At 68.0% G+C, this 23,749-nt stretch carries 24 protein-coding genes; 10 read left to right on the top strand and 14 right to left on the bottom strand.

Annotation, left to right across the window (positions count from 1 at the left end):
* The 6 genes from ACSSVZ_RS21075 to ACSSVZ_RS21050 all read right to left on the bottom strand — a co-directional run bounded on the left by ACSSVZ_RS21075 (nt 1) and on the right by ACSSVZ_RS21050 (nt 4,672).
* On the bottom strand, nt 1–1,545 hold the full coding sequence (locus tag ACSSVZ_RS21075) for a type II and III secretion system protein family protein (RefSeq protein WP_453972770.1): 1,545 nt from the start codon (nt 1,543–1,545) through the stop codon (nt 1–3).
* A 5-nt stretch (nt 1,546–1,550) separates the two neighbouring features.
* Nucleotides 1,551–2,396 carry a Flp pilus assembly protein CpaB gene (gene cpaB, locus ACSSVZ_RS21070; protein ID WP_453972720.1) on the bottom strand — a complete coding sequence of 282 codons (846 nt, stop codon included), beginning with the start codon at nt 2,394–2,396 and terminating at the stop codon, nt 1,551–1,553.
* A 340-nt stretch (nt 2,397–2,736) separates the two neighbouring features.
* The gene (locus ACSSVZ_RS21065; RefSeq protein WP_453972719.1) at nt 2,737–2,985 is read right to left on the bottom strand and encodes a Flp family type IVb pilin; all 249 of its coding nucleotides are present in this window, start codon (nt 2,983–2,985) and stop codon (nt 2,737–2,739) included.
* A gap of 51 nt (nt 2,986–3,036) precedes the next feature.
* Complete coding sequence (locus ACSSVZ_RS21060; protein ID WP_453972718.1) at nt 3,037–3,231, bottom strand: Flp family type IVb pilin; 195 nt, start codon at nt 3,229–3,231, stop codon at nt 3,037–3,039.
* A 488-nt stretch (nt 3,232–3,719) separates the two neighbouring features.
* Nucleotides 3,720–4,253, bottom strand: a complete 534-nt coding sequence (locus ACSSVZ_RS21055; RefSeq protein ID WP_453972717.1) for a pilus assembly protein TadG-related protein — start codon at nt 4,251–4,253, stop codon at nt 3,720–3,722.
* Nucleotides 4,250–4,672 (bottom strand): TadE/TadG family type IV pilus assembly protein, encoded by a 423-nt coding sequence (locus ACSSVZ_RS21050; RefSeq protein WP_453972716.1) that lies wholly within the window; start codon nt 4,670–4,672, stop codon nt 4,250–4,252. The genes ACSSVZ_RS21055 and ACSSVZ_RS21050 overlap by 4 nt, the downstream gene beginning before the upstream one ends.
* A 53-nt stretch (nt 4,673–4,725) precedes the next feature.
* Here ACSSVZ_RS21050 and ACSSVZ_RS21045 point away from each other — a divergent pair, with 53 nt between their 5' ends.
* Complete coding sequence (locus tag ACSSVZ_RS21045; protein WP_453972715.1) at nt 4,726–5,292, top strand: A24 family peptidase; 567 nt, start codon at nt 4,726–4,728, stop codon at nt 5,290–5,292.
* A 498-nt stretch (nt 5,293–5,790) separates the two neighbouring features.
* On the top strand, nt 5,791–7,098 hold the full coding sequence (locus tag ACSSVZ_RS21040; RefSeq protein ID WP_453972714.1) for a putative bifunctional diguanylate cyclase/phosphodiesterase: 1,308 nt from the start codon (nt 5,791–5,793) through the stop codon (nt 7,096–7,098).
* Nucleotides 7,099–7,276: 178 nt separating this feature from the next.
* Here the strand turns inward: ACSSVZ_RS21040 and ACSSVZ_RS21035 are convergent, their stop codons facing one another.
* Both ACSSVZ_RS21035 and ACSSVZ_RS21030 read right to left on the bottom strand, forming a co-directional pair.
* Entirely contained in the window at nt 7,277–8,077 is an 801-nt protein-coding gene (locus tag ACSSVZ_RS21035; protein ID WP_453972713.1) for an IclR family transcriptional regulator, read from the bottom strand.
* 311 nt (nt 8,078–8,388) lie between these two features.
* Nucleotides 8,389–9,303, bottom strand: a complete 915-nt coding sequence (locus ACSSVZ_RS21030) for a hypothetical protein (RefSeq protein WP_453972712.1) — start codon at nt 9,301–9,303, stop codon at nt 8,389–8,391.
* A 207-nt stretch (nt 9,304–9,510) separates the two neighbouring features.
* Here ACSSVZ_RS21030 and ACSSVZ_RS21025 point away from each other — a divergent pair, with 207 nt between their 5' ends.
* The 8 genes from ACSSVZ_RS21025 to ACSSVZ_RS20990 all read left to right on the top strand — a co-directional run bounded on the left by ACSSVZ_RS21025 (nt 9,511) and on the right by ACSSVZ_RS20990 (nt 16,724).
* On the top strand, nt 9,511–10,509 hold the full coding sequence (locus tag ACSSVZ_RS21025; protein ID WP_453972710.1) for a TRAP transporter substrate-binding protein: 999 nt from the start codon (nt 9,511–9,513) through the stop codon (nt 10,507–10,509).
* Nucleotides 10,510–10,582: 73 nt separating this feature from the next.
* Nucleotides 10,583–11,164 carry a TRAP transporter small permease gene (locus ACSSVZ_RS21020; RefSeq protein WP_453972709.1) on the top strand — a complete coding sequence of 194 codons (582 nt, stop codon included), beginning with the start codon at nt 10,583–10,585 and terminating at the stop codon, nt 11,162–11,164.
* Between the two features lie 4 nt (nt 11,165–11,168).
* Complete coding sequence (locus ACSSVZ_RS21015; protein ID WP_453972707.1) at nt 11,169–12,449, top strand: TRAP transporter large permease; 1,281 nt, start codon at nt 11,169–11,171, stop codon at nt 12,447–12,449.
* Nucleotides 12,450–12,493: 44 nt separating this feature from the next.
* Nucleotides 12,494–13,291, top strand: a complete 798-nt coding sequence (locus tag ACSSVZ_RS21010) for an HpcH/HpaI aldolase family protein (protein WP_453972706.1) — start codon at nt 12,494–12,496, stop codon at nt 13,289–13,291.
* Nucleotides 13,292–13,304: 13 nt separating this feature from the next.
* Nucleotides 13,305–14,249: a DUF6282 family protein gene (locus tag ACSSVZ_RS21005; protein ID WP_453972705.1), complete on the top strand. Its 945-nt coding sequence runs from the start codon at nt 13,305–13,307 to the stop codon at nt 14,247–14,249.
* Between the two features lie 35 nt (nt 14,250–14,284).
* The gene (locus tag ACSSVZ_RS21000; RefSeq protein ID WP_453972704.1) at nt 14,285–15,211 is read left to right on the top strand and encodes a 3-keto-5-aminohexanoate cleavage protein; all 927 of its coding nucleotides are present in this window, start codon (nt 14,285–14,287) and stop codon (nt 15,209–15,211) included.
* Nucleotides 15,211–15,951, top strand: a complete 741-nt coding sequence (locus tag ACSSVZ_RS20995) for an NAD(P)H-dependent oxidoreductase (RefSeq protein WP_453972703.1) — start codon at nt 15,211–15,213, stop codon at nt 15,949–15,951. Before ACSSVZ_RS21000 ends, ACSSVZ_RS20995 begins: the two co-directional genes overlap by 1 nt.
* A gap of 26 nt (nt 15,952–15,977) precedes the next feature.
* On the top strand, nt 15,978–16,724 hold the full coding sequence (locus tag ACSSVZ_RS20990) for an SDR family NAD(P)-dependent oxidoreductase (RefSeq protein ID WP_453972702.1): 747 nt from the start codon (nt 15,978–15,980) through the stop codon (nt 16,722–16,724).
* A 95-nt stretch (nt 16,725–16,819) separates the two neighbouring features.
* Here the strand turns inward: ACSSVZ_RS20990 and cofH are convergent, their stop codons facing one another.
* The 6 genes from cofH to ACSSVZ_RS20960 all read right to left on the bottom strand — a co-directional run bounded on the left by cofH (nt 16,820) and on the right by ACSSVZ_RS20960 (nt 23,745).
* Entirely contained in the window at nt 16,820–19,273 is a 2,454-nt protein-coding gene (cofH, locus tag ACSSVZ_RS20985) for a 5-amino-6-(D-ribitylamino)uracil--L-tyrosine 4-hydroxyphenyl transferase CofH (RefSeq protein ID WP_453972701.1), read from the bottom strand.
* Entirely contained in the window at nt 19,273–19,887 is a 615-nt protein-coding gene (gene cofC / locus ACSSVZ_RS20980; RefSeq protein WP_453972700.1) for a 2-phospho-L-lactate guanylyltransferase, read from the bottom strand. Before cofC ends, cofH begins: the two co-directional genes overlap by 1 nt.
* Complete coding sequence (gene cofD / locus ACSSVZ_RS20975; protein WP_453972699.1) at nt 19,884–20,852, bottom strand: 2-phospho-L-lactate transferase; 969 nt, start codon at nt 20,850–20,852, stop codon at nt 19,884–19,886. Before cofD ends, cofC begins: the two co-directional genes overlap by 4 nt.
* Nucleotides 20,849–21,613, bottom strand: a complete 765-nt coding sequence (gene cofE / locus ACSSVZ_RS20970; RefSeq protein WP_453972698.1) for a coenzyme F420-0:L-glutamate ligase — start codon at nt 21,611–21,613, stop codon at nt 20,849–20,851. Before cofE ends, cofD begins: the two co-directional genes overlap by 4 nt.
* A gap of 8 nt (nt 21,614–21,621) precedes the next feature.
* Complete coding sequence (gene npdG, locus ACSSVZ_RS20965; protein WP_453972697.1) at nt 21,622–22,305, bottom strand: NADPH-dependent F420 reductase; 684 nt, start codon at nt 22,303–22,305, stop codon at nt 21,622–21,624.
* Between the two features lie 303 nt (nt 22,306–22,608).
* Complete coding sequence (locus tag ACSSVZ_RS20960) at nt 22,609–23,745, bottom strand: ABC transporter substrate-binding protein (RefSeq protein WP_453972696.1); 1,137 nt, start codon at nt 23,743–23,745, stop codon at nt 22,609–22,611.
* Nucleotides 23,746–23,749 lie beyond the last annotated feature (4 nt).

Genomic DNA, 23,749 nt, shown 5'->3' with positions numbered 1-23,749 from the left:
TCAACGCGCTGGCGGATAGAGGATATAGCCGACGGGACCGGTGATCCCCTTGCGCCGGGCCATGGCCGCGATCGGCTCGGCCGGGGTCTCGAGTTCGCCCGTGAGGAAAAACTCCGGATCGTTGGAGGGGACCGACGAGGTCAGCGGATCGTGGAGCGGCGTGCCCGGGGCTGCCGGCTGAACGATCGACGGCGTCACGATGACCACCAGGTCCGTCTGCTTCTTGGCGAAGGACTGCGAGCGGAAGAGCGCGCCCAGAACCGGCACCTTTCCGATCCACGGGATCGCCCGCTGGTCCTTCTCGGAGATCTCCTGCAGGAGCCCCGATATCGCGAAGCTCTGACCGTCCCGCAGTTCCACCGTCGTCTGGGTCCGGCGGGTGGTGAGGCCGGGCACGCCGTCGACCGAGACCGTTCGGTCGATCTGGCTGACTTCGGGCTCAAGCTCGAGATTGATCAATCCGTCGCCCAGTACGATGGGAGTGAACGTCAGCCGCACGCCGAACTCGCGGAACTGCACCGTCACCTCTCCATCGGTGCCGCGGACCGGGATCGGAAACTCACCGCCGGCGAGGAAGCTCGCCTTGGCGCCCGACATCGCGACGAGGTTTGGTTCGGCGAGGCTCCGGCCCAGCCCGTTCTGTTCCAGAGCCCGAATGAACAGGTCGACGTTGATGCCGCCGGAGATGACGCGGGCGACCAGCGTCGCGAAGGCGCTGTTGCCGGTGAGAGGGAAGAAGAACGAACCGTCCGAAGAGCCCGCGTCTGGGGAGGTCACCCCGGCTGATCCGAAGCCGAGGTCGCCGGTGAGCAGCCCACGGCCCGTCGAGCCGGAGTCCGTCACGGCGAGATTGACGCCGAGCTCCCGCCCGGCATTGCGATTCACCTCCACGAACCGGACCTTCAGCAGAACCTGCTGGCTGTCCTCGACCTTGATGGCGTTGATCAGGTCGTCGCTGCCGACGTACTGACGCGCCAGATCGAGGATGCCGGCCAGCGTCTGGCCGTTGTCGACGGTGCCCCCCAGCCGCAGGCGCCCGTTCACCGTGTTTGCGTTCACTTGGGCCCTGGGGAAGTTCACCCGGATGGCCTGGCTGAGGTCGCTGACGTCGATGCCGACCTCGACCTGCAGCACGCCGAGTGGGATGCGGTCGGGATCGTAGAGGGTGACAGTGGTGCGGCCGGCCGCCTTGCCGAACAGATAGAGGCTGCGGATCGTCAGTGGCGCCACGTCGGCAACCGAAGGATCGGCGACGCGGATATCGCCCAGCGGGCCGGGAGCGTTGATGGTGGCGGCCTGTCCCGCCGGCAGCTTGATCTGCTGGGCTGTTCCCCGCGCCAGACTGACCGTGTAGCCCGACTGGGCCTGCGCCGCCCCGATACGAGCAAATGGCAAGGCGGCGACAGCCACCAGCAGGGCAGCCGCTGCGGCGCGGGCGAGGCGGCCCAGCGGTCGCCTCCGCCGGAACCGGGACACGCTGGCCTGCTTCGGCGTGCGGATGCAGATGGGCCGGCAGCCCGCAAAGGAACCTGGCTGGTCTGTCACCTGCTTCAATTGGTCATCTCGTGGACTTCGGCGACGCTGCCGCGATAGATCGTCACCTGCGGCGTGAACGGTTCCGGCAGAGCGGTGGCGGGGGAGGCTCCCGGATCTTCCCGCCGGCGGCGGTGGATCCCGAAGAGTTGGTCGGCGGTGACGGTCCGGCTGAGTTCGGCGTCGTCGCCCTCCTCGCCGTTGCCCCTCTCCAGAAGGGCCAGCGCGCCGAGCTGCTGCGCCAGGGCGATGCGCTTCGCCGCTTCGATCCCGACATCGAGCGTGAATGTGCGGCTGGACTTGCCGTCCTCGGTGACCGCGAGAACCGGAACCTTCGTGGCAAGTGCGTAGACGGCGCTGGGCGGAAGACCTTCGGCGCTTCCTGGCGCCTGCGATGGGAAGGCTCCGGCGTTGGCGAGCAGAAGCACGTCCACGACGCTGCCTGGAACGATCTGGCGGTCCTGCCCGGACAGGGAGGATGACGGTACCGAGATCGCGCGCCGACCCGGCTTCAGCGCATAGGCGATTGGCCGGGGCGCGTCCTTCGCGCTGACGTTGCCGCTGGTGAGGGTGCCGCCAGCAGGGATGTCCACCAGTGCGTAGCGCGGGGCGCCGGCGAGCCCGCCGGGGGGCAGAGGGGTGCCTCCCGACCCGAGGCTCGGTTCGCGGAGGGTCTCCCGACTGACGTCGGCTTGCCCGATGAACGCGCCGGCGGCAATCGCGCGGCGGGCAACCAGGACGACCTCAGGCGGAAGGGCGTGCTCACCTGCCGCAGGGGCAGGCGCCGGCTGCCGAACCAGCATCAGCGCGATGAACGCCACGAGGAGGACGAGCAATGGCACGAGGCGGCGGGGCGAGAGCATGCGGCGAACTCCTTGCAAGCGGGCCGATGGGTCCGGAGGCACGGGATGTCGGCAGGGGGTTGCCGACACGCCGATGTCGTCATCGAGGGCTCAGGTGCGCGATGCGCCCACATGGTCGCGTGAGCCGCCCGGACCGGCTTGGCCGTCGCTTCCGGCAAAGATCGCGCTCACAGACCCGAAGCGTCGCATAGGTGGTCGAAATTCATCCTATCCGTCAGCCACTTGGCGACTTATCCACCTTGGCGGTGTTCGATGAAACGACGATGACGCTTGCCCGCATCTGTTCGGCAATGCGCATTGGCTCTTCGCTTGACGCCGGCTCCGACCCGCAGGCCCGGCCTCACTCGACACGGTCGAGAATGCCGTCCTTGTTGGCGATGAGGTCCCCCAGGCCGTCGATGTGACCATCGCCGTCGACGTCGCCATCGTGTTCGATCAGCAGTCCCATCAGCACGAACACGAAGCTCTTTGCGCCAAGCGACCTGACACCGCCGATCGAGGCAATGGCGATCAGGGCGACGATGAGCGCGTATTCGACGAGGCCACCGCCCCGTTCATCCGATGCAAGGCGGGCAACGCGCTTGGTCATGTCGGTCTCCCGGAAGAGTGCGGCGCCCCGATTGCTCGGGGCGCCAAAGCTTTAGGGCTGGGCGGCGGGGTCGGTATTGACGCTCGTCAGCGTCGTGCCGATGTCGGCGAACTTGCTGTTGATGTTGCCGCCGAGCGTCGTCATCGCGGTGATCGAGCCGAGAGCGATGAGCGCGACGATCAGCGCGTATTCGACCAGGCCGCCACCGGTTTCGTCGGAAGAAAAGCGAGCGAAGAACTTGTTCATGATGAGCCCCTTGAAGCATCGTGACTTTAATCTTCACCCCGGACGGATGACGAAACGTTCGATCGCCCGTTTTTCCGAGGGTTAACGGCCCGCCAAGGCCTTGCTAACGAACGCTTATTGCTCCGGTTTTCTGAGGTGTGTCCAGCGTCATATGCACTCTATGGGTGCGGTGCCGTCGCGATTTGCGACGCGTGATGCGGGGATGACAACCTAAGTTCGTGCCAGATATCGGGTTTCGTTGAGTGAAGGCCGAGAAATCGAGTTTGTGAAATTTCGAACATATTATTCTAACAAAACGAATTCCATAAAATTAAATAACATGTTTAGCATTTCCGCGATTTGATATAAGAAGTACCTAATGAATACATGATGAGTTCGCTGTTGATGAGGTGGCTGTGTCCGGAAACGGCCATCTTTGTGGGCAAATGCGGCGGCCTCCAATCGAGCCGACAGCATCAAGCCCGGCGCCACCGCCCGTTCCGCCGCGCCTAGTCGGCAGGATCGACCAGGCGCGCGCGACAGGCGGCGACCGCGCCGCACGCTTCGCCGTCGAAGGTGGCAACCGATGTGGCCGACACGTCCACCTGTCGCAATCCACCAACCGTCAGGACGATCAGCGCAACGGCATTGCCGTGGGCGCGCGTGCGCGAGAGGCGGACGAGGACCGCGGTCTCCGGTGCGGCGTTGGCTGCGAAGCTGCGTGCGGTCTCGTCCCAGGCGCCGAACACGATCTCCTCGCCCGGACCGCCGAAATCGCTTGGTAGAGCCGGGTGGTTTGCGACGAGCATCTCGTTTGCCGCGGTGGTAGCTGCGCTCCGATCGGGCAACTGGCGTGCCGCTGCAAGGGCTGCGGCGTCGGCGGCGACCGAGAGCCGGGTGCGCGTGACGTCGATCGTGAGGAGATCTACCCCGGTCAGGCAAAACAGCAGAAGGGGCAGGGCAAGCGCGGTGAACACCAGGATCGCCCCCCGCTCGTCAGCCGCAAGCGTGCCGAGGCGGCCTGTCGCCACGGTGCGCTTCATGGGGCGCTGGGCTCCGCGCGCATCGTCACCTGCACGACCAGCGGGTGCTGTACGAGGCCGAGCACTCCGGTGATGGTGGCCTTGTCGAACGGGATGGAGACCGCCACAGCCACATCGTCCGATGTGGCGTCCGCCGTCTGGGTGTCGATCGTATAGGGGCCGCTCCCGTAGAGGCGGCTGCGGGCGAGCTGTTCCGCCTCGGCGGCGGTCCCGGATCGCAAGGCCAGCATCCGTGCTCCGTCCCGCGCGCCGGCGAGCATCGAGGCATAGGTGGCGTGCAGCTGCATTACGTCGATCGCGCCGAAGATCAGCATCAGGAAGACGGGCAGCACGATCGCGAATTCGACGAGTGCTGCGCCGTCCTCGTCCCGTGCGAGCCGCCGTCGGGCGCTTTGGCATCTCTTCCAGGCCGGTGACATGACGAACCCTCCGGGCGATCGCCTTGGTTTAACCCGTCACATTGATGTGCTGAATGACAGTCGGATCATGCGGGGTCGGCGATGGGCACATGCACGTGATGAACGCGGTGGCGGTGCACGGCCCGGACTGGGGATTTGCCTGCGCGCTCGTGGTGCAGCTTCTGATCGTCGCATGGCGCGATTTTCGCCGCTTCACGATCTCCAATCGCGCATGTCTCCTGCTTCTCGCGACGGTCGCCCTGGCCGTTCTGTGGGGCCTGTTCGGGCCGCCCGTGCTCGGCTTCGGTCTGTCGAGCGTGTGGGTCGCCGCGCTCTACTTCGCCGTCGTTTTCCCTCTTTGGCTGTGGGGCAAGTTCGGCGGCGGCGACGTCAAGTTCATGGCCGTCTGTGGAGCCATCGCGGGCCCGTCCTACGGCGGGCCCTTCGTCCTCGTGGCCTCGGTGCTGTGCCTGGTGACGGTCGCCTGCATGCTGCTGGTCCGTAGCTGGCCGACACGGTTGCCGGCTCGGCCGGAAGGTCTCTGGCACACCTACCGCACGACCCGCCACCTGCCTCTCGGCGTTCCGCTCGGTCTCGCCTCAATCGCAATAGTGGTCGTGCGTGTTCTCGCGCCGTCTTGAGGGTTTGCTCTGCCCGGTCGGTCGCAGCGATGGGTGGAACTTGCCCGAGGTGTGCGCTTCTGCAGTTCTGCTCGGGCGGCAAGGACTGCCTGTCAGCCACGCGTTGGGTGCCGACCCAGATAGAAATCCTTTTTCAATTTCGGCCGCGCAAGGCCGTTTTCAGCATCTGTGTCGTCACAGCTCTGTTGCCTTTTTGATCTATAAAATTCAATTCCTAAGCAATCGAACCAATTTAGAATCTCTGGCAGTGAATAATCTCGAAATATTCTCAGTTATGTTGAATTTGTGATTAATGAATTTGGCTTTCATCAACATTATTGATTCTGATTTTGGGGCGCCTATTCTGTCAAAGCCAAACTGGGTATGGTCGAAGAGTGGGCGTGAGTGGTGGCCGATGAAAGTCGGGCGTGTTGATGTGAGCAGGCAAGATGATCCGTCGCCTGTCCGATCGGCGAAGTGGGGACCACAACTTTCGGGCGTCCGAGGATGAGACCTTTCTTGGACGGCAGCCAGCGCGACCAGCTCACTGGCCTGCCGACACGCACCGGCTTGATCTTGGCGGCGGCGGCGTCTGACTGGGATCGCGGTGCCACGTGCATTCTGCTGGACCTCGATGGTTTCAAGCACCTGCGGGATGCGTTCGGCGAGATCCTTGGGGCGCGTGCGTTGGAAGCCATTGCGCGCAACCTCCAGCAGCAGCTCAGCCCACCGATGATCCTGGCCCGTGTCGGCCACGACGAATTCGCGGTCCTGCTGCACGCTCTGAAGGACGACGCGATGACCAACGCGTTTGCCGAGCGGCTGGTGGCGGCGATCGAGACGCCGATCATCTTCGGCGATCATGCGATCGTCGTCAGCGCGACATACGGCGTTGCCACCAATCCTCGGGGCGCGCCGCGGATCAAGCGCCTGCTGAAGGGCGCGTCGCTTGCGCTGTATCAGGCCAAGGCGCACCGGCGGCGCCTCGTTCGGTCCTACATGCCGGAAATTCGCCACCTGGCGGCGGAGCGATTAAAGGTCGGTGCGGATCTGAAAGAGGCTTGGGACCGGGACGAGTTCGAGCTCTATTTCCAGCCCCAGGTCGAACTGTCCACAGGCAGGGTGGTTGGCGCCGAGGCGCTGATCCGCTGGAATCACGCCGAGCGGGGGCTGTTGGCTCCCGCCGCATTTCTTGCCGCTCTCGAGGAACATCAGGACGGGACACTCGCCCTCGCGGTGGGGGATTGGATCCTCCAAACGGCCTGCCGGCACGGGGCCACGTGGCGCGCGCTGGTGCCGGGGTTTCGGATTGCGGTGAACCTCTTCGCAGTCCAGCTGGAAACGGCCGGGCTGGCGGCGGCGATCGGCCGGGCGCTGGAAGCGAGCGCCCTCGCGCCCGGCGCACTGGAGATCGAAGTCACCGAGAACATCATCCTGCGCAGCGAACGCCTCGTTCCGACGGTCCTCACGGAGATCGCCCGAATGGGCGTTGGCATCGCGTTCGATGATTTCGGCACCGGCTTCGCCTCGCTCAGCCTGCTCCGGGATTATCCGGTCAACCGGCTGAAGATCGACCGGTCCTTCGTGCAGAGTATCCTGGCGAACCCCCGCGACCAGGCGATCGTGCGCGCGATGGTCGTGCTGGCCGCGGGACTCGGGCTGGAAGTGGTTGCGGAAGGCATCGAGACCAAGGAGCAGGCGACGTTCATGGGCGACGAAGGCTGTCGTATCGCCCAAGGGTATGCGTTCGGGCGGCCGATGCCGGCGGATCGGTTCGACGCGCTGCTCCGGCGCCCGGAATCGGTGCCGTGGCCGGTGCCGCGGTGAACGGGACCGACGGGGCGGTTGACCCTCGAACGGGGCGGGCCGCTTGCCGAGACGCCAGGTGGCTGGCCGCGCGGTCGACCGGATATGCGGTGCTGCCCGCCCAAGGTGCGCGGCCGTGCTCGAGAGGTCCGCCGCGGACCTCCCAGGCGTCGGCTTCAACCGCCCTGTCCGTTGCCGCTCAGTGCGTTTCCAGCGCGGCCACCGGCGGCGCGGCACGCTCGCGAAAGCCCAGATTGGCCGAGATCTTTCGCGCCGCCTCGCGCAGGTGCTGGAGCTGTTCGTTGGTCGGGGTCTCGCCGAGGAACTGCACGGAGTCGGTCATGGCGAGGGCGCCGGCGTACTTGCCGAAGGCGTCGAAGATCGGCGCGGCGAGGGCGTTGAGGCCGATCATCGTTTCGTTCGGCGACACCGCCCAGCCGCGGCTGCGCACCGACGCGATTTCGTCGCGCAGGCGGGCGGGGTCGGTGACCGTGTAGGGGGTGTGCATGGCCAGCCCCTCCGACAATGCCTGCTGCAAGAGGTCGGGCGGGCCGAAGGCGAGGCTGACCTTGCCCTGGGCGCTGCCGTTGAAGGTCAGGAGCGAGCCCGGCTTGACCGCGATCTCGATGTTGGAACGGCTTGGCATGATGAGCAGGATGCGGTTGCCTTCCCGTTCGGGCTGGCTGATGGCCACCGCGTGGCCGAGCGCATCCCGCAGCTCGCGGACGATCGTGCGGGCGGCGGTGGCCAGCTCGAAGCTCTCGCTGACCGCCTGCCCGAGCGCCATCAGGCGCGCGCTGATGCCGTAGCGTTCGGTGTCGTCGTCGCGGATCAGGTAGCCGGCCGACACGAGCGTCTGAAGGTGCCGGTGGATGCGGCTCTTGTTGGTGTCGAAATGGCGGGCGAGCTCGGTTACGCCGACCGAGGTCTGGCACTGGGCGACGTATTCCAGGATGTGAAGGGCGAACTCGACTGCCTGGATGCCTGAGGGTCGCGTCATCTCTCACTTCCGCCTGTGCGGTCCGCCGGATCGCGGTGACCGCGGGTCTCGGCGACCCGACGTCATCGGGATCGGGTCTCGTCTCTCAAACCGGATGCGGAACGCCGGTGCCGGCCTCTCCGCATTCCGCTCTGGATCGCCTCCCGTTCAGACCGGTCTGAACGAAAAGGTACTGCTCAAGTGGCGAACCCGGAGCCATGCCCTGTCGGTCGGGTGTTTCCGCCCGCTCGGATTCGGCGCCGCGCGAACCGCAGGCCGCGCGGTGCCAGGGCGGCCGGATCCCGGGCCACCCCGGGCCGGGCCCGTGCTGCTCAGTTGGCGGGGCCTTCGTCGGGCATGGGATACTCGTCGGCATTGAGCACCCACCCGGGCTGTCGGGAGAAGTCCTGGCGCGGCGGCGAGAAGATGTCGACAAGCTGGTTGAGACCCTGGTCCATGCCGCGCGAGGTGTGGATCGCCGGCGGCGGGATGACCGTCAGCGACGGCGACCCGCAGCGCGCGTGCTGATCCTCGCGCCAGGCGCTGAGATCGGTCGTCCACGGCCAGCGGAGATGATGCGTATACGATCCCTCCAGCGCAAGCGAGCCCTGCTCGAAGTCGTCGTGATGATGCGGCGACAGCTTGGTGGTGTCGCGCGGGCCTTCCTGGGGATCGAGATAGTTCACCATCAGCGTCGTGCAGCGGAAGATGCGGCCGAAGCGGCCCTTCGTCGGCGGAACGTCGAGGCTGTAGACCCGGACCTTGTAGCCGCCGCGCGGCTCGGGCCAGGGCTCGAAGGGCGGAATGTTCGGATGCGGCTCGGCATAGGACGCGGCGTTGGAGCAGAGCGCGTTCAGGTCATCCGACTGCGTGGAGAAGATTCGCTCGGCGCGGCCGCCCTCCGGCAGCTCGATCCGGCTGTCGCCCGGCGGCACGATGACGAGCGAGAAGCCGGGCACGTCGTGGGTCGTTCCCCCGGCAGAAACGCGTGCCGAGGTGTCCCTGTCCGGCAGGATGAAGACGTACTCGTCCACCTGGCCGCGGCGCTCCAGTGCGGCACCCGCCTGCGCGTGCGTGTGGGCGACGAGGAAATTCTGACCGCGGGTCAGCCACGTCCTGGTGCCCGCCTCCTCGAGCTGCGGCGCCGTCTCGTAGAACAGCCCGAAGTCCGCGCCAACGAAGGCTTTCGCAGCCGGCTTGGCCGCGCCCGCAGCCAGGCGCGCGCGCGGATCGCTTTGGTCGTACATCGAAAGACCTCCCGTTCATGACCGATTGTTCGTAACCGTTCTGCCAGAAAGAACGTATGCATCAAAAATGAGATGAGATAGCGGGCGCCTGTCAAGGGCATTGTGGGCGCCTTCGGGTCACAATGACGCTTGACAGCGTCGATGTCACGTCAAACAATCGATAAATAATAATACTGTTCTGCAGAACAAAACACAGGGAGGAGCCCAATGCCAACTCGTCGAGAGGTTCTCGCCGCCTCGGGTGCCGCCGCCTTTGCGCTGGCGATGCCGAGCATCGCCAAGGCATCGCCGATCAAGATGCGCCTGGCGCATGCCGCCAACGAAATCCACCCCGGCCACATCGCGGCCGTGGAATTCAAGAAAGCCCTCGAAGGGCTGCTTCCGGGTCAGGTCGAGGTCACGATCTTTCCCAACCGCCAGCTCGGCGACGACAAGCAGAACCTCGAATCGGCGATGACCGGCACGAACGAGCTGGTGGGCGCGAGCGGCGTCCTCTATCCGCTCGTCACCGGCCGCCCGGCGCTCGACGCCTACCAGCTGCCGTTCCTGATCAAGGACTACGAGCAGTTCGGGAAGCTCGCGACAGGCGAGATCGGCCAGAAGATCCTCGACGATCTGGCGCCGGCCGGCCTGATCGGGCTGCAGACGACCGACATCGGCCAGCGCAACTTCGCCACCGTCTCCAAGCCGGTCCGCAAGCTGGACGACTTCGCCGGCCTGAAGACCCGCATCGTGCCGGTTCCGCTGCACAAGCAGATCTGGGAAACGATCGGTGTCGCGCCGGTCGGGCTGCCCTACGGCGAAGTCTACGGCGCGCTGGAAACCGGCGTCATCGATGCCTGCGAGATCAACGTCTCGTCGATGCTGGGCGAGAACCTCTGGGAAGTTGCCAAGCACTTCACGCTGACCGGGCACTATCCCTGGCACAACGTCATTTCCGCCAACAAGGCGTTCTTCGACGGGCTGTCGCCCGAGGTTCAGGCCGCCATGCGCAAGGCCGGTCGGGACTCCATCATGCCGACGCTCGCCTACACCAAGAAGCAGGACTTCGACGGCCGCGACGAACTGCGGGCGAAGGGTGTCGAGTTCTATGAACTCGAGGACCTGCCGGCGATGAAGGAAAGGGTGGCGCCGCTGATCGCCCAGTGGAGCGAGAAGTCGCCGCTGATCGCCGAGTTCGTGGTCGCCGCACGGGCCGACTCCTGACCGTCCTCGGGCGGGCGCAGGCTGCTGCGCCCGCCATCTCCACGGCAACGCCTTTCTCAGGGATGAAGGTCGCATGAACGCGATGCCGGCCCGGATCGGGCCCCTGGCATGGATCTACGCCACCTACGCGCGCCTCATCAACGTCCTCGCAGGAACGTCCATGGCGGTGGTGGTGGTGATCATGATCACCCAGGTCGTCGCCCGCTACGTCTTCAATTCCTCGCTGATCTGGGCGGAGGAGCTCTGCCGCTACATCCTCGTCTGGCAGACCTTCCTGTTCATCGGCATGGCCTACCAGCGCGGCGAACTGATCGCCGTCGACGTGCTGCCGCTGATGTTGAAGCCGGGCTGGCGCCTCGCCCTGAAGCTGGTGGTCAGCGTGCCGATCCTGATCTTCCTCTGGCTGATGATGGTCAACGGCTATGTCTATGCGGACCGCTTCCAGAACCAGGGCCTGCCGGCCATCGATTTCATCTGGATGTCGATCGCTGGCCGCGGCACCCACATCTCGGTGTTCTGGGTCTACGTTTCGGTCTCCGTCGGCAGCGCGCTGCTTGGCCTGCACATCATCGGCGCGGTCGTCTTCGACGCCGTCGCGCTGCTGCGCGGTCGGGACGAGGGGACGGAAGCCAGGGTGACCGGGGGCGTGGTTTAGCGCGATGAGCGGGTTCTTCGGCGTCTTCTTTCTCCTGCTTGCGACCGGCGTGCCGATCGCGCTGGCGCTCGGCGTCGGCGGCATGGGCTACCTGTTTCTCAGCGGCAACGGGGCGGTGCTGCTGGCGCTGCCGCAACGGATGATGGCCGGCGTCGACCAGTTCATCCTGCTGACGATCCCGCTGTTCCTGCTGGCCGGCATGCTGATGAACGTCGGCGGCATCACCGACCGCATCGTCGAGTTCGCCCGCGCCATGGTCGGCCATCGGCGCGGCGGCCTGTCGTCGGTCACGGTGCTGTCGGCGGGCTTCTTCGCGGGCATCTCCGGCAGCGCGACGGCCGAGGCATCGGCGCTCGGATCGATCCTCATCCCGACCATGGCCCGCCAGGGCATTCCGAAGGCCTACGCGGCCGCGCTGGTCGGCGTGAGTTCCGTCATGGGGCCGATCATTCCGCCCAGCATCACCATGATCATCTTCGGCGTGCTGTCGGGCGTGTCGATCGGTCAGCTGTTCATTGCCGGCGTCATGCCGGGCATCCTGCTCGCCCTCGGACTGCTGATCTATGCCGGCTGGCGCGCCCGCCGCGACGGCTTTCCGATCACCGAGAAGATGGGCTGGGCCGATCGCCGCCGGGCGACGGTGCGCACGATGCCGGCCCTGATCCTGCCGCTGATCATCATCGTCGGCATCAAGGCGGGCATCTTTACCCCCACCGAGGCCGCAGCCGTGGCCGTGGTCTACGCGCTGATCATCGGCTTCGCCTACCGCGACCTGACGCCGGCGCGGGTGTGGCAGTCGCTCGTCGCCACGACCTTCGTCAGCGCGTCGATCCTGTTCATCACCGCGATGGCCAGCATCGTCTCGTTCGTCTTCACGCTGGAGCAGGTGCCGGCCGAGATCGCGTCGATGGTGCTCAGCATCACCGACGAGCCGCTGCTCGTGCTGCTGCTCCTGAACCTCGTGCTGCTGGTGCTCGGCATGTTCCTGGAGCCGATCTCGATCCTGATCCTGACCATGCCGATCCTTCTGAAGTTCATGACGATCATCGGCATGGACCCGGTCCAGTTTGGCGCGATGGTCGTCCTGAACGTGGTGATCGGCATGGCGACACCGCCTGTCGGCATCCTGCTGTTCATCGTCTGTGCCACCTCCGGGGAATCGCTGTCGGCGGTCTCCAGGGAGGCGATCCCGCTCATCCTGATCTGCCTCGCGGTGCTGGCCCTCGTCGCCCTGGTGCCGCAGGTCGCGCTGTTCCTGCCGCATGCATTCATGCCGATGCACTGACCTCAGACGGTGCGCGCCGACACACTCTCAACGGAAGGCTTACGATGACCACACAGACCACGAGCCCGCGCAGCGGCTTCCGCGAGCGGTTCGGCTCCCGCCAGCATCTCGTCGGCACCTTCGTGAAGACGCCCGACGCGCATCCGGTGGAGATCCTCGGCGACGTGGGGTTCGACTTCGTCGTCATCGACGAGGAGCACGCCCCCTGGGACCGCGTGACCATCGACCACGCGCTGCTCGCCGCGCGGGCGAGTGGCACGGCCGGCGTGGTCCGGATCTCCGAGCCGACCGCAGCGCGGGTGCTCTCGGTCCTCGACGACGGAGCCGCAGGCATCCTGGTGCCGCATGTCTCCTCCGCCGCCAAGGCGCGCGACATGGCGGCCGCCTGCCGCTACCGCGGCGGCAGGCGCGGCTTCTCCAACACCAACCGCGCCGGCCGCTACGGCCAGACGGGTATGAAGGACCACATCGCGGCGTCCGACGCCTCGATCGCCTTCATCGCCATGATCGAGGACCCGGAAGCGCTCGACGAAATCGACGCGATCCTCGCGGTCGACGGGCTCGACGGCGTGTTCATCGGGCGCGGCGATCTCACCGTCGCCTACGGCGCCGACTCCGCCACGTCCCCCGAGGTGGAAAACGCCTGCACGCGCATCTGCGAGGCGGCAGGCCGGGCCGGCAAGGCGGTTGCCGTGATGGTGCCGAATGCCGAGGAGGCCCGGCGGTTCCAGGCGATGGGCGCCTCGGCGTTCATCGTCAGCTCCGACCAGGGCTTCATGCACCAGGCGGCGAGCCGGGCCTATGCGGACCTTTCGGCCGTCGGCGCGCCCAAGAACAGATAGAGGATCAACGCTCATGGCCGATACCACCACCGAGTACCCCACCATCGTGCCGCTTCAGGACATGACGGACGACCGCGCTGCAGAGGTCGCCGACCTGCTGGTCGACGCGGTCGATCTGCACTGCCACTCCGGCCCTGCGGCGATGCCTCGGATCCTCGATCACGTCGATGCCTTCCGGCAGGCCGAAGCGGCGGGCTTCCGGGCGCTTCTCTACAAGGACCACTACTACGTGGGGATGCCGCATTGCGCGGTGCTGAAGGCCATCTATCCGGAGTCCAAGGTCGAGCTTTTCTCCGGCGTGGCGCTCAACAGCGCCTCCGGCGGCCTCAATCCGCATGCCGTCGACCATGCCATCAAGCTGGGCGGCAAGATCGTCTGGATGCCGACCTTCGCCGCCCAGAACCACATCCGCTCCTACCAGTCCCAGAGCTTCCCGAAGACCGCGCGGGCCATGCTGCCGCCGATCCCGCTGACCGTGATCGACGCGAACGGCCGGCTGGTCGACGAGGCCAGGCAGATCCTCGACCTCATCGCCGAGGCCGACATCATCCTGGCCGGCGGCCACCTTCACGCCAGCGAGCTGCTGGTGCTGTTTGAGGAGGCCGGCCGACGCGGGGTGCAGAAGATGATGGTGAACCATCCGACCTACGTGATCGGCTGCTCCGACGACGACATCCGCCAGCTGGTCGCGCTCGGGGCATACATGGAACACTCGATCTGCATGTTCGTGCCGGGGCGGGCGAAGATCCACGACACCCAGGATCTGCTGCACCTGGTCGAGGTGGCCGGCGTCGACCGGACGGTGCTCGGCTCCGACCTGGGCCTCACCCAGGCGCCGCTGCCGGTCGACGGCTATCGGTGGATCGTGTCGGATCTGCTGGACCTGCAGGTGCCGCCCGCCGACATCCGCAAGCTGGTGTCGACAAATGCCTCCAGGCTGCTGAACCTGGACTCCTGAACGGGCTCACCCGCACCTTGGAAGGGAGACGCGCCTTGTCGCGAAAAGTCATCATCACCTGCGCCGTCACCGGCTCGATCCACACGCCGTCGATGTCGCCGTACCTGCCGGTCACCGCCGAGGAGATCGCCGATGCGGCAATCGGCGCGGCGGAGGCGGGGGCGGCGGTCGTCCACCTGCATGCGCGCGATCCGGAAACGGGCGCGCCGGACCAGTCGCCGGAACGCTTCGAGCCGTTCCTGCGGGTGATCAAGCAACGCTCGGACGTGGTGGTGAACATCACCACCGGCGGGGCGCCGACGATGTCGGTGGAGGAGCGGCTGCGGCCGGTGGCGACGTTCAAGCCGGAAGTCGCCTCGCTCAACATGGGATCGATGAACTTCGGGCTGTACCCGATGCTCGGCCGCTTCAAGGAGTTCAAGACCGACTGGGAGCGGCCGTACCTGGAAGGCTCGAAGGACCGGATCTTCAAGAACACCTTCCAGGACATCGAGAACATCCTGACCACCTGCGCCGACAACGGTACCCGGTTCGAGATCGAGTGCTACGACATCGGCCATCTCTACACGCTCGCCCATTTCGTCGAGCGTGGCCTGGTGAAGCCGCCGTTCTTCGTGCAGAGCGTCTTCGGCATCCTGGGCGGCATCGGCTCCCACCCGGAAGACGTGATGCACATGCGCCGCACCGCCGACCGGCTGTTCGGGGATGGTTATCGCTGGTCGGTGCTGGGCGCCGGGCGTCAGCAGATGGCGATCGCCGCCATGGCCGCCTCGATGGGCGGCAACGTGCGCGTCGGGCTTGAGGACAATCTCTGGATCGGCCCGGGCAAGCTCGCCACCTCCAACGCCGAGCAGGTGACCAAGGCGCGCGGCATCATCGAGGGCCTCGGCCTGGAGATCGCGACGCCCGAGGAGGCCAGGGAGATCCTCCAGCTCAAGGGCGCCGACAAGGTGGCGTTCTGATGGATACGCCCGGCCCGCACAAACGCAACGTCCTGATCGTCCACGCCCATCCGGAGCCGACGTCTTTCAACGCCGCGCTGACGGATCGGGCACGGCGGACGCTCGAGCGGGCCGGCCACGAGGTGACCGTGTCGGACCTCTACGCCGAGGGCTTCGATCCGGTCGCCGGCCGGCACGACTTCACCTCCGTCGCCGACCCCGCCCGCTTCCACTACCAGGGCGAGCAGGCGCATGCCGCGCGGCTGAACGCGTTTTCGCCCGAGCTCGCGCGCGAGCAGGCGCGCGTGGCCGCCGCCGATCTGGTGATCCTGCAGTTCCCCCTGTGGTGGGGCGGCGTCCCGGCCATCCTGAAGGGCTGGTTCGAGCGGGTTCTCGCCTACGGCTTCGCCTATGTGGACGGCGCCCGCTTCGAGGCCGGCCTGTTCCGCGGACGCCGCGCCATGTGCTCGCTGACCACTGGCGGGACCACGGCCCGCTTCGGCCCCGACGGCGTCTACGGCGAGGTCGATCGGGTGCTGTGGCAGGTCCAGCACCTGACGCTGGAATACATGGGCTACCAGGTGGAGGAGCCGTTCATCGCCTACGGCACGCCGCGCGCCGGCGACGCGGAACGGGCGGGCTATCTCGATGCCTTCGAGGCCCGCGTGCTCGCCTTGGCGGCGAAGCCGGTCGAGCGTGGGCCTGGCATCGACAATCCGCTGGATCTCGTTGCGGACAACGCCTGGGCCAAGCCCCGCTAGACAGCATTTTGAGCATGGGAGCGAAGATGGACGGCAACAGACAGTTCAGCGGCAAGGCCGTGCTGGTGACAGGAGGCTCGCGCGGGATCGGAGCGGCAATCGCCCGCCGCTTCGGCGCGCTCGGAGCGGACGTGGCGGTCGTCTACCGCTCGAACGCGGACGAGGCAGGCAAGGTCGTGGGCGACCTCACGTCCGCCGGCGGACGCGCGGTCGCGATCCAGGCGGACGTGGCGAAGCCCGCCGACGTCGCCCGGATGGTCGAGGAGGCAATGGCGTTCCTCGGCCGGCTCGACATCGTCGTGAACGCGGCCGGGGTGAGCCCCTATCTGCCGCTCGGCCAGATCGACGAGGATCACTACCGGGAGATCTTCGACGTCCACGTGCTCGGCTCGATCATGGTGACGCAGGAAGCCGCGCGGGTGCTGCCGGAAGGCGGGCGCATCGTGCACTTCTCGTCGCGCCTGGCCACGGCGCCGCTGCCGAGGGGCGTCGTCTATTCGGCCTCCAAGGCGGCCGTGTCGACGCTCGTGCACGGGTTTGCGAAGGAGCTCGGGCCGAAGGGCATCACCGTCAACGCGGTCGCCCCCGGCGTCATCGAGACCGACATGACGGAGGCGGCGATCCGCGAGCGCGGCGAGGCGATCGTGGCGGGCACGCCGCTCGGCCGGATCGGCCAGCCCGACGACATCGTCGGCATCGTGACGTTCCTCGCCTCCGACGAGGCCCGATGGATCACCGGCCGCACGATCCTCGCCGACGGCGGCTTCAACTGAAGCAGGCCTTCCAGTTCATCTGCCGTGCGGACAGGCAGGCGCAATCGGCAAGCACGAGCGCCGAAAGCCCCGCTCCCGAACTATTTTGTGTGGTTTCAGGCTTCAGCGGATGCCCTTGCGCTTCCGATTCTGGCGTGTTTGCCGGCGGGGGTGTTGATGACGTTGAGGAGGGGCGGGGCTTGGCGGGCGCGTTCGGTCTGGCGGGCTGGGGCGTCGGCGTAGAGGGTGGTGCGCTGACGCGGTGTGCGGCCGGCGGCGCGGGCGATCTCGACCATGCGGTGGGGCGGCAGCTCCTGGCCGTGGTCGGCGCCGGCGGCGCGGCTGATGGATTCGTCCATCAGGGTGCCGCCGAGGTCGTTGACGCCGCTGGCGAGTGCCGCGGCCATGCCGGCCTCGCCGAGCTTCACCCAGGAGGCCTGGATGTTGACGATCACTGGGTTGAGGGCGAGCCGGGCGACTGCGTGCATGGCGATCGCCTCGCGCAGGCTCGGGCCTTGGCGGGCGCCGTCGCCGGCCAGGTAGATCGGCGCCTCCATGTGGACGAATGGCAGCGGCACGAACTCGGTGAAGCCGCCGGTCTCCTCCTGCAGGGCGCGTATGCGCATCAGGTGGCGGGCCCAGTGGATGTAGCGTTCGATGTGGCCGAACATGATGGTGGCGGTGGAGCGCAGGCCGACCCGGTGGGCGGTGGCGACGGTGTCGAGCCACGGCTGGGTGCGGATCTTGTCGGCGCACAGCCGCTCGCGGACTTCGTCGTCGAGGATCTCGGCGGCGGTGCCGGGCAGCGAGCCGAGGCCGGCTTCCTTCAGCGCGATCAGGAATTCCTCCACCGACAGGCCGAGGGTGCGTGCGCCCTGGGTCACCTCCAGCGGCGAGAAGGCGTGGACGTGCATCTCCGGCACCGCCGCCTTCACCGCCCGGCAGATCGCCAGGTAGGTCTCGCCGGTGTAGTCGGGGTGGATGCCGCCCTGCATGCAGACTTCGGTGCCGCCGCGCTGCCAGGCCTCGACGGCCCGGCGCTGGATCTCGTCGAGGGAGAGGTCGTAGGGGGTGCCGCGCAGGTTGTTGGCGAGCTTGCCCTTGGAAAAGGCGCAGAAGCGGCAGCGGTAGCCGCAGACGTTGGTGTAGTTGATGTTGCGGGTGACGACATAGCCGACGGTGTCGCCGACGAGGCTGCGGCGCACCGCGTCGGCGGCGTCGCGCACGGCGGCGGCCTCGAGCCCGCGGGCCCGGAACAGGGTGACGATCTGGCCTTCGTTCAGCGCGCGGCCGGCAACGGCCGCGTCGATGGCGGCGCCGAGCGTGGCGTCCCGGGCGATCGGCGGGGCGTGCAGGGCGGTCTCGAGATGCACCAGCTCCTTTGAATGGCCGACGCGCCAGCCGGTCTCGTGGGCGAAGCCCTCAGTGTCGGCGCGGGCGGCGACGGGCGCGCGCAGCGCCGGGGCGAGCCAGGTGTCGGCGTCGCGCACGTAGGCAGGATAGGCGGTGAGGCGCGGCACCAGCGTCTTGCCGGCCGCCGCGGTGTCGGCGGCGAGGCGGGCGAGTGCCGGCCAGGGCGCCTCGGGGTTGACGTGATCGGGGGTGACCGGCGAGACGCCGCCCCAGTCGTTGATGCCGGCGCCGATCAGCTCGGCCAGGCCGTCGTTGCGCAGGTTCGGCGGCGACTGGATTGACATGGCCGGCCCGAACACGAAGCGCGCCAGCGCAATCGTCCACAGCTGGTCGGCGAGGTTCGGCTCGGGGGCGGTCGCCATGCGGGTGCCGGGCTTGGCGCGGAAGTTCTGGACGATAATCTCCTGGATGTGGCCGTGGCGCTCGTGCAGGTCGCGCAGCGCCAGCAGCGAGGCGAGGCGATCGGCGCGGGTCTCACCGATGCCGATCAGGATGCCGGAGGTGAACGGCACCCTGGCGCGCCCGGCCGCCTCGATGGTGGCGAGCCGGGCGGAGGGGAGCTTGTCGGGTGAGCCGAAGTGGGGGCCGCCGCGCGCCGACAGGCGCTCCGACACAGTCTCCAGCATGATGCCTTGCGAGGCGGAGACGCGCCTGAGGCGGGCGATGTCGGCCTCGTCCATGACGCCGGCGTTGACGTGGGGCAGCAGGCCGGTCTCGGCCAGCACCAGCCCGGCGACCTCCTCCAGGTAGTCCAGTGTGGTGGCGTGGCCGAGCGCGTCGAGGGCGGTGCGCGCGGCGCGGTAGCGCAGCTCCGGCTTGTCGCCCAGCGTGAACAGCACCTCGTCGCAGCCGGCGCGCGCCCCGGCCCGGGCGATCGCCAGCACCTCGTCGCGCGAAAGATAGACCGGTTCGCCGGGCTTGGGCGGATGAGCGAAGGTGCAGTAGGCGCACACGTCGCGGCAGAGATTGGTGAGCGGCACGAACACCTTGCGGGAGACGGAGACGACCGGTCCGTGGCCGGCGTCGCGGATTGCGGCGGCGCCTTGCAGGAGCGCCGGCAGGGCGGCTGTCCGGGCGAGAGGCCCGAGCTCGGCCGGGTCGAGCCGGCCGCCGTCGAGGAGGCGGCGCGTCCAGGTGTCGATCGACGGGGTGGGCATCAGGCGGTCTCCAGGCTCGCGAAGGGCCTTGCCAGCGCCGCGAGATCGGCCGGGCGGTCGAGGTCGCGCGCGAGCGAGGCAAGCGGAAACGGCCGGGCGTCGGGCTCGGCGAGGTGCCGGCGGAAACTGTCGGGGCCGAAGGCGAAGCGCGGCGGGCGGGCGACCGGGAAGACGAGACCGTTGGTGCCGGTTCCGGCAAGGTCGGGCACCACCAGGGTGGCACCGGTGGTCCGCGCTTCGCTGAGCGCCGCCGCGACGTCCTCGGCGGCGAGGTCCGGCAGGTCGGCCGGCACGACGGCGATCAGGCCGGCGCCGAGCGTGGCGAGCGCTTCGGTGCCCTGGCCAAGTGCCGGGTTGAGCCCCGCGGTGGTCTCGGCGATGAAGCGGGTGCCGGAGCGGGCGCAGATCGCAGCGACGTCCGGGTCGATGGAGACGACGGCGACGCCGTTGAGGCCCGGCGTCGCCGCGAGCACGGCCAGCACGTGCGCCAGCATCGCCTCCTGAAGGCGGCGCCGCGCCACCGGCGAGAGGCACGGCGCCAGCCGGCTCTTCGCCGCATCGAGCAACTTGACCGGAACGAGGGCAAAGGCGGTATCGCCGGGCCGGGTCGTCATCGCCGTCCCTCCGCGTGGGCCTCGCCGGCGACCCGCAGGGCCGTGCGGGCAAGCGCGATCCGGTCGTCGAGGCTGGTCATCAGGGTCTGGGCGACGCGCATGCGCGGATCGCCGGCGAGGCCGGCATCGGCGGCGTCGACGAGCAGCACGTCGACGAGCGGTCCGTAGTGATCGAGCACCGAGGCCGGCGTCAGCGGCTGCCCGAGCTCGCCCATGATCTTGGCGAGCGGCCCCTTGACCGCCTGGCCGCCGACGAGGGGGGAGACCGCGACGACCGGGGCCGAGGCTTCCTGGATGAGGTCACGCATGCCGGGGATCGTCAGGATGGGGTCGATGGACAGATAGGGGTTGGACGGGCAGATCACGATGGCAGACAGGCTGGGGTCGGCAAGCGCGGCTTCGACGGCCGGGCTCGGCCGGGCCGCATCGGCGCCATCGAAATGGATGGCGCGGACCGCCGGGGCGCACTTGCGCTCCACGAAATAGCGCTGGAACGGCAGCGTCCCTTCGTCGGTCTCCACCAGGGTGGCGAGGCGGTGGTCGGTGGCCGGCAGGATGGCCGGGGCGATGCCGAGGGCGGTGGCGGCGTCGCGGGTGATCGCCGTGAGGGTCTCGCCCCGGTCGAGCTTCGCGGTGCGGACGGCGTGAAGGGCGAGGTCTGTGTCGCCGAGCGCGAACCACGTCTGTCCGCCGATCTCGCCGACGGCTTCCATGAAGCGCCAGCTCTCGCCGGCGCGTCCCCACCCCGTCTCGGGATTGGCGCGGCCGGACAGGGTGTAGAGCACCGTGTCGATGTCCGGGCTGACGTGCAGGCCGAAGTGGCGGAAGTCGTCGCCCGTGTTGACCACGATCGTCAGCCGGTCGGGCGGCACCACGTGGGACAGGCCGAGGGCGAGCTTCGCGCCGCCGATGCCGCCGCAGAACGCGACCACCGATCCTTCGCCGTAGGGGGCGTGCGCGCTCATCGGAACAGATCCTCGTCCGGGCTTCTGAGGCCGGTGAACGTGCCGCCCGCCGTCTCCTCCCAGCCGAGGCCGCCGACGATGACGGCCGGCCGGCCTTCCGCGCCTTCGCCCATGACGAGGACGGCAGCGGCGGCGACCGCATCGGCAAGGCCTATCTCGGTCACCTGCAGCGGGCGTCCGTCCCGGTCGGGCTCGCCGCGTCGGTCGATCGCCATCGCCGGACCCGCGACCCCGATGGCGACGCCGGTGGTGCCGAGCCGCCACGGCCGTCCGAAGCTGTCGGAGACGATCACCCCGATGCGGGTGCCGGTCGCCTCGCCGAGGTGGGCCCGCAGCTCCCGCGCGCTGGCATCGGGGTTCTCCGGCAACAGCAGGACGTGGTCGTCGGAGCCGCCGATGTTCGAGCGGTCGATGCCGGCGTTCGCCATGATGTGCCCGAGACGGTGCTCGACGATGAGGAGCCCTGGCCGGGTCCGGATCACCGCCGTGGATTCCGACAGGATCGCCTCGACCAGGCGGGGGTCCTTGCCGGTCTCGCCGGCCAGGGCGAGGGCGCGATCGGAGGGAACGAAGGCCGACAGCGGCATAAGCCGCCCCTCCGCCTTGGAGACGATCTTCTGGGCCACCACCAGGATGTCGCCGTCGTCGAAGCCTTTGCCCTCCCGCCGGGCCGCGGCCAGGATCAGCGCGGCGAGGTCGTCGCCGGCGGCAACCGTCGGGAGCGTCGCGAGTGGCGTGAGGGTGAGGCTGGACGCGGCCATCGGTCGTCTCAGTCGTCCCCCGTCCCGCCGATGCCGGTGATGCGGATGCCGGCCCCCTCGGCGACCTTGTAGCGCTTGTTGATGGCGATGAGGACGGAGGTCATCGCCTCGGCCGCCGCCGCGTTGTCGAGCACCCCGCCATGGATGCCCCGCAGGCCCATCGTCCCGACAAGGTCAACAACGGCCTGCCGGGCCTCCGGCTCATCTCCGAAAATCAGCACGTCGCAGCCGACCGGGCCGTCGCCGCGCAGCTTCTGGGCGGAGACGTTGTGGAAGCCGGTGACGAGCCGCACGTCGGGCCCGAGCGCCTTCGCCGCGCAGGCGGCGGCGGAACCCTCGGCGGGCAGCTGCACCCGGGCCACCCTCGGCGGCATCAGCGGCACCGTGGTGTCGACGACGATCTTGCCGGCCACGTGAGGCGCGATCGCCATCAGCGTCGCCGCCTGGCTCGAAAACGGCACGGTGACGATCACGATGTCGCCGGCTTCCGCGGCCTGGGCGTTCTCCAGGCCGCGTACGTCGGCGCCGGCCGCTTCCGCTGCGATTGTCGCAGCCGCCTCTACCGCCTTCTCCGCCGTCCGCGAGCCGATGATCACCGTCAGCCCAGCCCGCACCGCCCGCAACGCCAGCCCGCCGCCGAGCGCGCCGCTGCCCCCAACTATCGAAAGCGTGAGTCGGTCAGAAGTCATCATCAAGGCATGCCTTTCCCGCATTGCGCGGCGGACCGATTGGGGCGTCCGGCGATCGAGCACGCTCGCCGCAGCCATCTAACATCGCCACCAAGTCAAAAGCTTGGAGGGGGATCATCTGCCGCAGGCGCCGCGCCGGTGCGAGCCCGATCCGGCCGCTCACTGGTCATTGTCCACTCCGAACTGCCGGTGGGTCCTCGAAATGGCCGGCGGCCCAGATGAGCGTGCGGAGAGGCCGGGCCGTCCCCGGCCGGGCTGCCGCACCGGCAGCGAACGCCAGGCGGGCGCGCGCCGCACACCCGCAGGCTACTTGGCGTCGACGACGTCGAGGATCTCGACCTTGTTGTCCTTGACGCCCTGGATGATGACGATCCGGCCGGCCTGGTTGTGGTCGTCGAAGCTGACTTCGGGCCCCATCACCGTCTTGAACGTCAGCTTGGCGAGCGCATCGCGGATGGCTGCGGGGTCCGCGCTGCCGGCGTCCTCGATCGCCTGGGCGATGATGCGCACGCTGTCATAGCCAGCCCAGGTCTGCAGGACCGGCAGCAGATCGTGCTTTGCCATGATCTTTTCGGCGAGGGCCTTGTTCTTCGGATCGTCGATTTCCGGCGAATAGCTCCAGGCGCTGACGGAGCCTTCCATGCCACCGGCCTTGATGATCTGCATGTTCTCGCCGCCGAGTTCGGCGCGGCCGGTATACGGGATCTTCAAGCCCAGCTGCATGGCGTTCCGCAGCATGTTGATCTGGTCGCCGCCCAGCTGGAACAGCGCGATCGCATCAGGCTTCGATCGGGAAACGCGGGTCAGGACGGGCGTGAAGTCGGGCGTGTTCTGGGGCACGAAGTCCTTCGACAGCACTTCGATGCCGGCTTCCTTGGCGAGCGGCTCGAAGGCGTTGGCGCCGCCGCGCCCGAAGTCGGTGTCCTCGGCGATGATGGCCACCGAGCCGAACAGCTTCTTCTCGCCCAGATAGCTCACGAGGGTGCGCATCATCGCCGCATCGGATGGATTGATGCGGAACGCCCATTCGTTGCCGCCGACACCGGAGAGCTCGGTGATATTCGGGCTCGATGCGACGCCGGACACCAGCGGGATGCCGGCTTCCTTGATGATGGGCATGGTGGCGAGGCCGGCCGACGAGCAGTGTGCGCCGATGATGGCCACGACCTTCTCCGAGACGAGCCGGTTGGCGACGTTGACCGCCTCGGAGGGATTGCAGCGGTTGTCTTCCGCCACGAGCTCGAGGGGCCTGCCGAGGACGCCGCCGGCCGCGTTGATCTCCTCGACCGCGAGGTCGATACCCCAGCGTTCGCGCTCGGCCGCCATGGCGGCCGGTCCGGAATAGGGGGCGCTCACGCCGAGGAGAATCGGATCCGCTGCCTGCGCAGCGATCGGAATGCACACGGCGCAAGCAACGGACATCAAAGATGCTAGTATTTTCATCTGT

It is taken from the genome of Amorphus sp. MBR-141 (genome assembly GCF_053628695.1).
Note: the sequence above shows the minus strand (reverse complement) of the source record. Positions and strands in the feature narration are given on the sequence as shown.

Excerpts from the sequence above, each read along its gene's own strand:
- cpaB (WP_453972720.1), bottom strand. The coding sequence starts at position 2,396 with ATGCTCTCGCCCCGCCGCCTCGTGCCATTGCTCGTCCTCCTCGTGGCG.
- ACSSVZ_RS21065 (WP_453972719.1), bottom strand. The coding sequence starts at position 2,985 with ATGACCAAGCGCGTTGCCCGCCTTGCATCGGATGAACGGGGCGGTGGC.
- ACSSVZ_RS21060 (WP_453972718.1), bottom strand. The coding sequence starts at position 3,231 with ATGAACAAGTTCTTCGCTCGCTTTTCTTCCGACGAAACCGGTGGCGGC.
- ACSSVZ_RS21055 (WP_453972717.1), bottom strand. The coding sequence starts at position 4,253 with ATGAAGCGCACCGTGGCGACAGGCCGCCTCGGCACGCTTGCGGCTGAC.
- ACSSVZ_RS21050 (WP_453972716.1), bottom strand. The coding sequence starts at position 4,672 with ATGTCACCGGCCTGGAAGAGATGCCAAAGCGCCCGACGGCGGCTCGCA.
- ACSSVZ_RS21045 (WP_453972715.1), top strand. The coding sequence starts at position 4,726 with ATGACAGTCGGATCATGCGGGGTCGGCGATGGGCACATGCACGTGATG.
- ACSSVZ_RS21035 (WP_453972713.1), bottom strand. The coding sequence starts at position 8,077 with ATGACGCGACCCTCAGGCATCCAGGCAGTCGAGTTCGCCCTTCACATC.
- ACSSVZ_RS21030 (WP_453972712.1), bottom strand. The coding sequence starts at position 9,303 with ATGTACGACCAAAGCGATCCGCGCGCGCGCCTGGCTGCGGGCGCGGCC.
- ACSSVZ_RS21025 (WP_453972710.1), top strand. The coding sequence starts at position 9,511 with ATGCCAACTCGTCGAGAGGTTCTCGCCGCCTCGGGTGCCGCCGCCTTT.
- ACSSVZ_RS21020 (WP_453972709.1), top strand. The coding sequence starts at position 10,583 with ATGAACGCGATGCCGGCCCGGATCGGGCCCCTGGCATGGATCTACGCC.
- ACSSVZ_RS21015 (WP_453972707.1), top strand. The coding sequence starts at position 11,169 with ATGAGCGGGTTCTTCGGCGTCTTCTTTCTCCTGCTTGCGACCGGCGTG.
- ACSSVZ_RS21010 (WP_453972706.1), top strand. The coding sequence starts at position 12,494 with ATGACCACACAGACCACGAGCCCGCGCAGCGGCTTCCGCGAGCGGTTC.
- ACSSVZ_RS21005 (WP_453972705.1), top strand. The coding sequence starts at position 13,305 with ATGGCCGATACCACCACCGAGTACCCCACCATCGTGCCGCTTCAGGAC.
- ACSSVZ_RS20995 (WP_453972703.1), top strand. The coding sequence starts at position 15,211 with ATGGATACGCCCGGCCCGCACAAACGCAACGTCCTGATCGTCCACGCC.
- ACSSVZ_RS20990 (WP_453972702.1), top strand. The coding sequence starts at position 15,978 with ATGGACGGCAACAGACAGTTCAGCGGCAAGGCCGTGCTGGTGACAGGA.
- cofH (WP_453972701.1), bottom strand. The coding sequence starts at position 19,273 with ATGCCCACCCCGTCGATCGACACCTGGACGCGCCGCCTCCTCGACGGC.
- cofC (WP_453972700.1), bottom strand. The coding sequence starts at position 19,887 with ATGACGACCCGGCCCGGCGATACCGCCTTTGCCCTCGTTCCGGTCAAG.
- cofD (WP_453972699.1), bottom strand. The coding sequence starts at position 20,852 with ATGAGCGCGCACGCCCCCTACGGCGAAGGATCGGTGGTCGCGTTCTGC.
- cofE (WP_453972698.1), bottom strand. The coding sequence starts at position 21,613 with ATGGCCGCGTCCAGCCTCACCCTCACGCCACTCGCGACGCTCCCGACG.
- npdG (WP_453972697.1), bottom strand. The coding sequence starts at position 22,305 with ATGATGACTTCTGACCGACTCACGCTTTCGATAGTTGGGGGCAGCGGC.
- ACSSVZ_RS20960 (WP_453972696.1), bottom strand. The coding sequence starts at position 23,745 with ATGAAAATACTAGCATCTTTGATGTCCGTTGCTTGCGCCGTGTGCATT.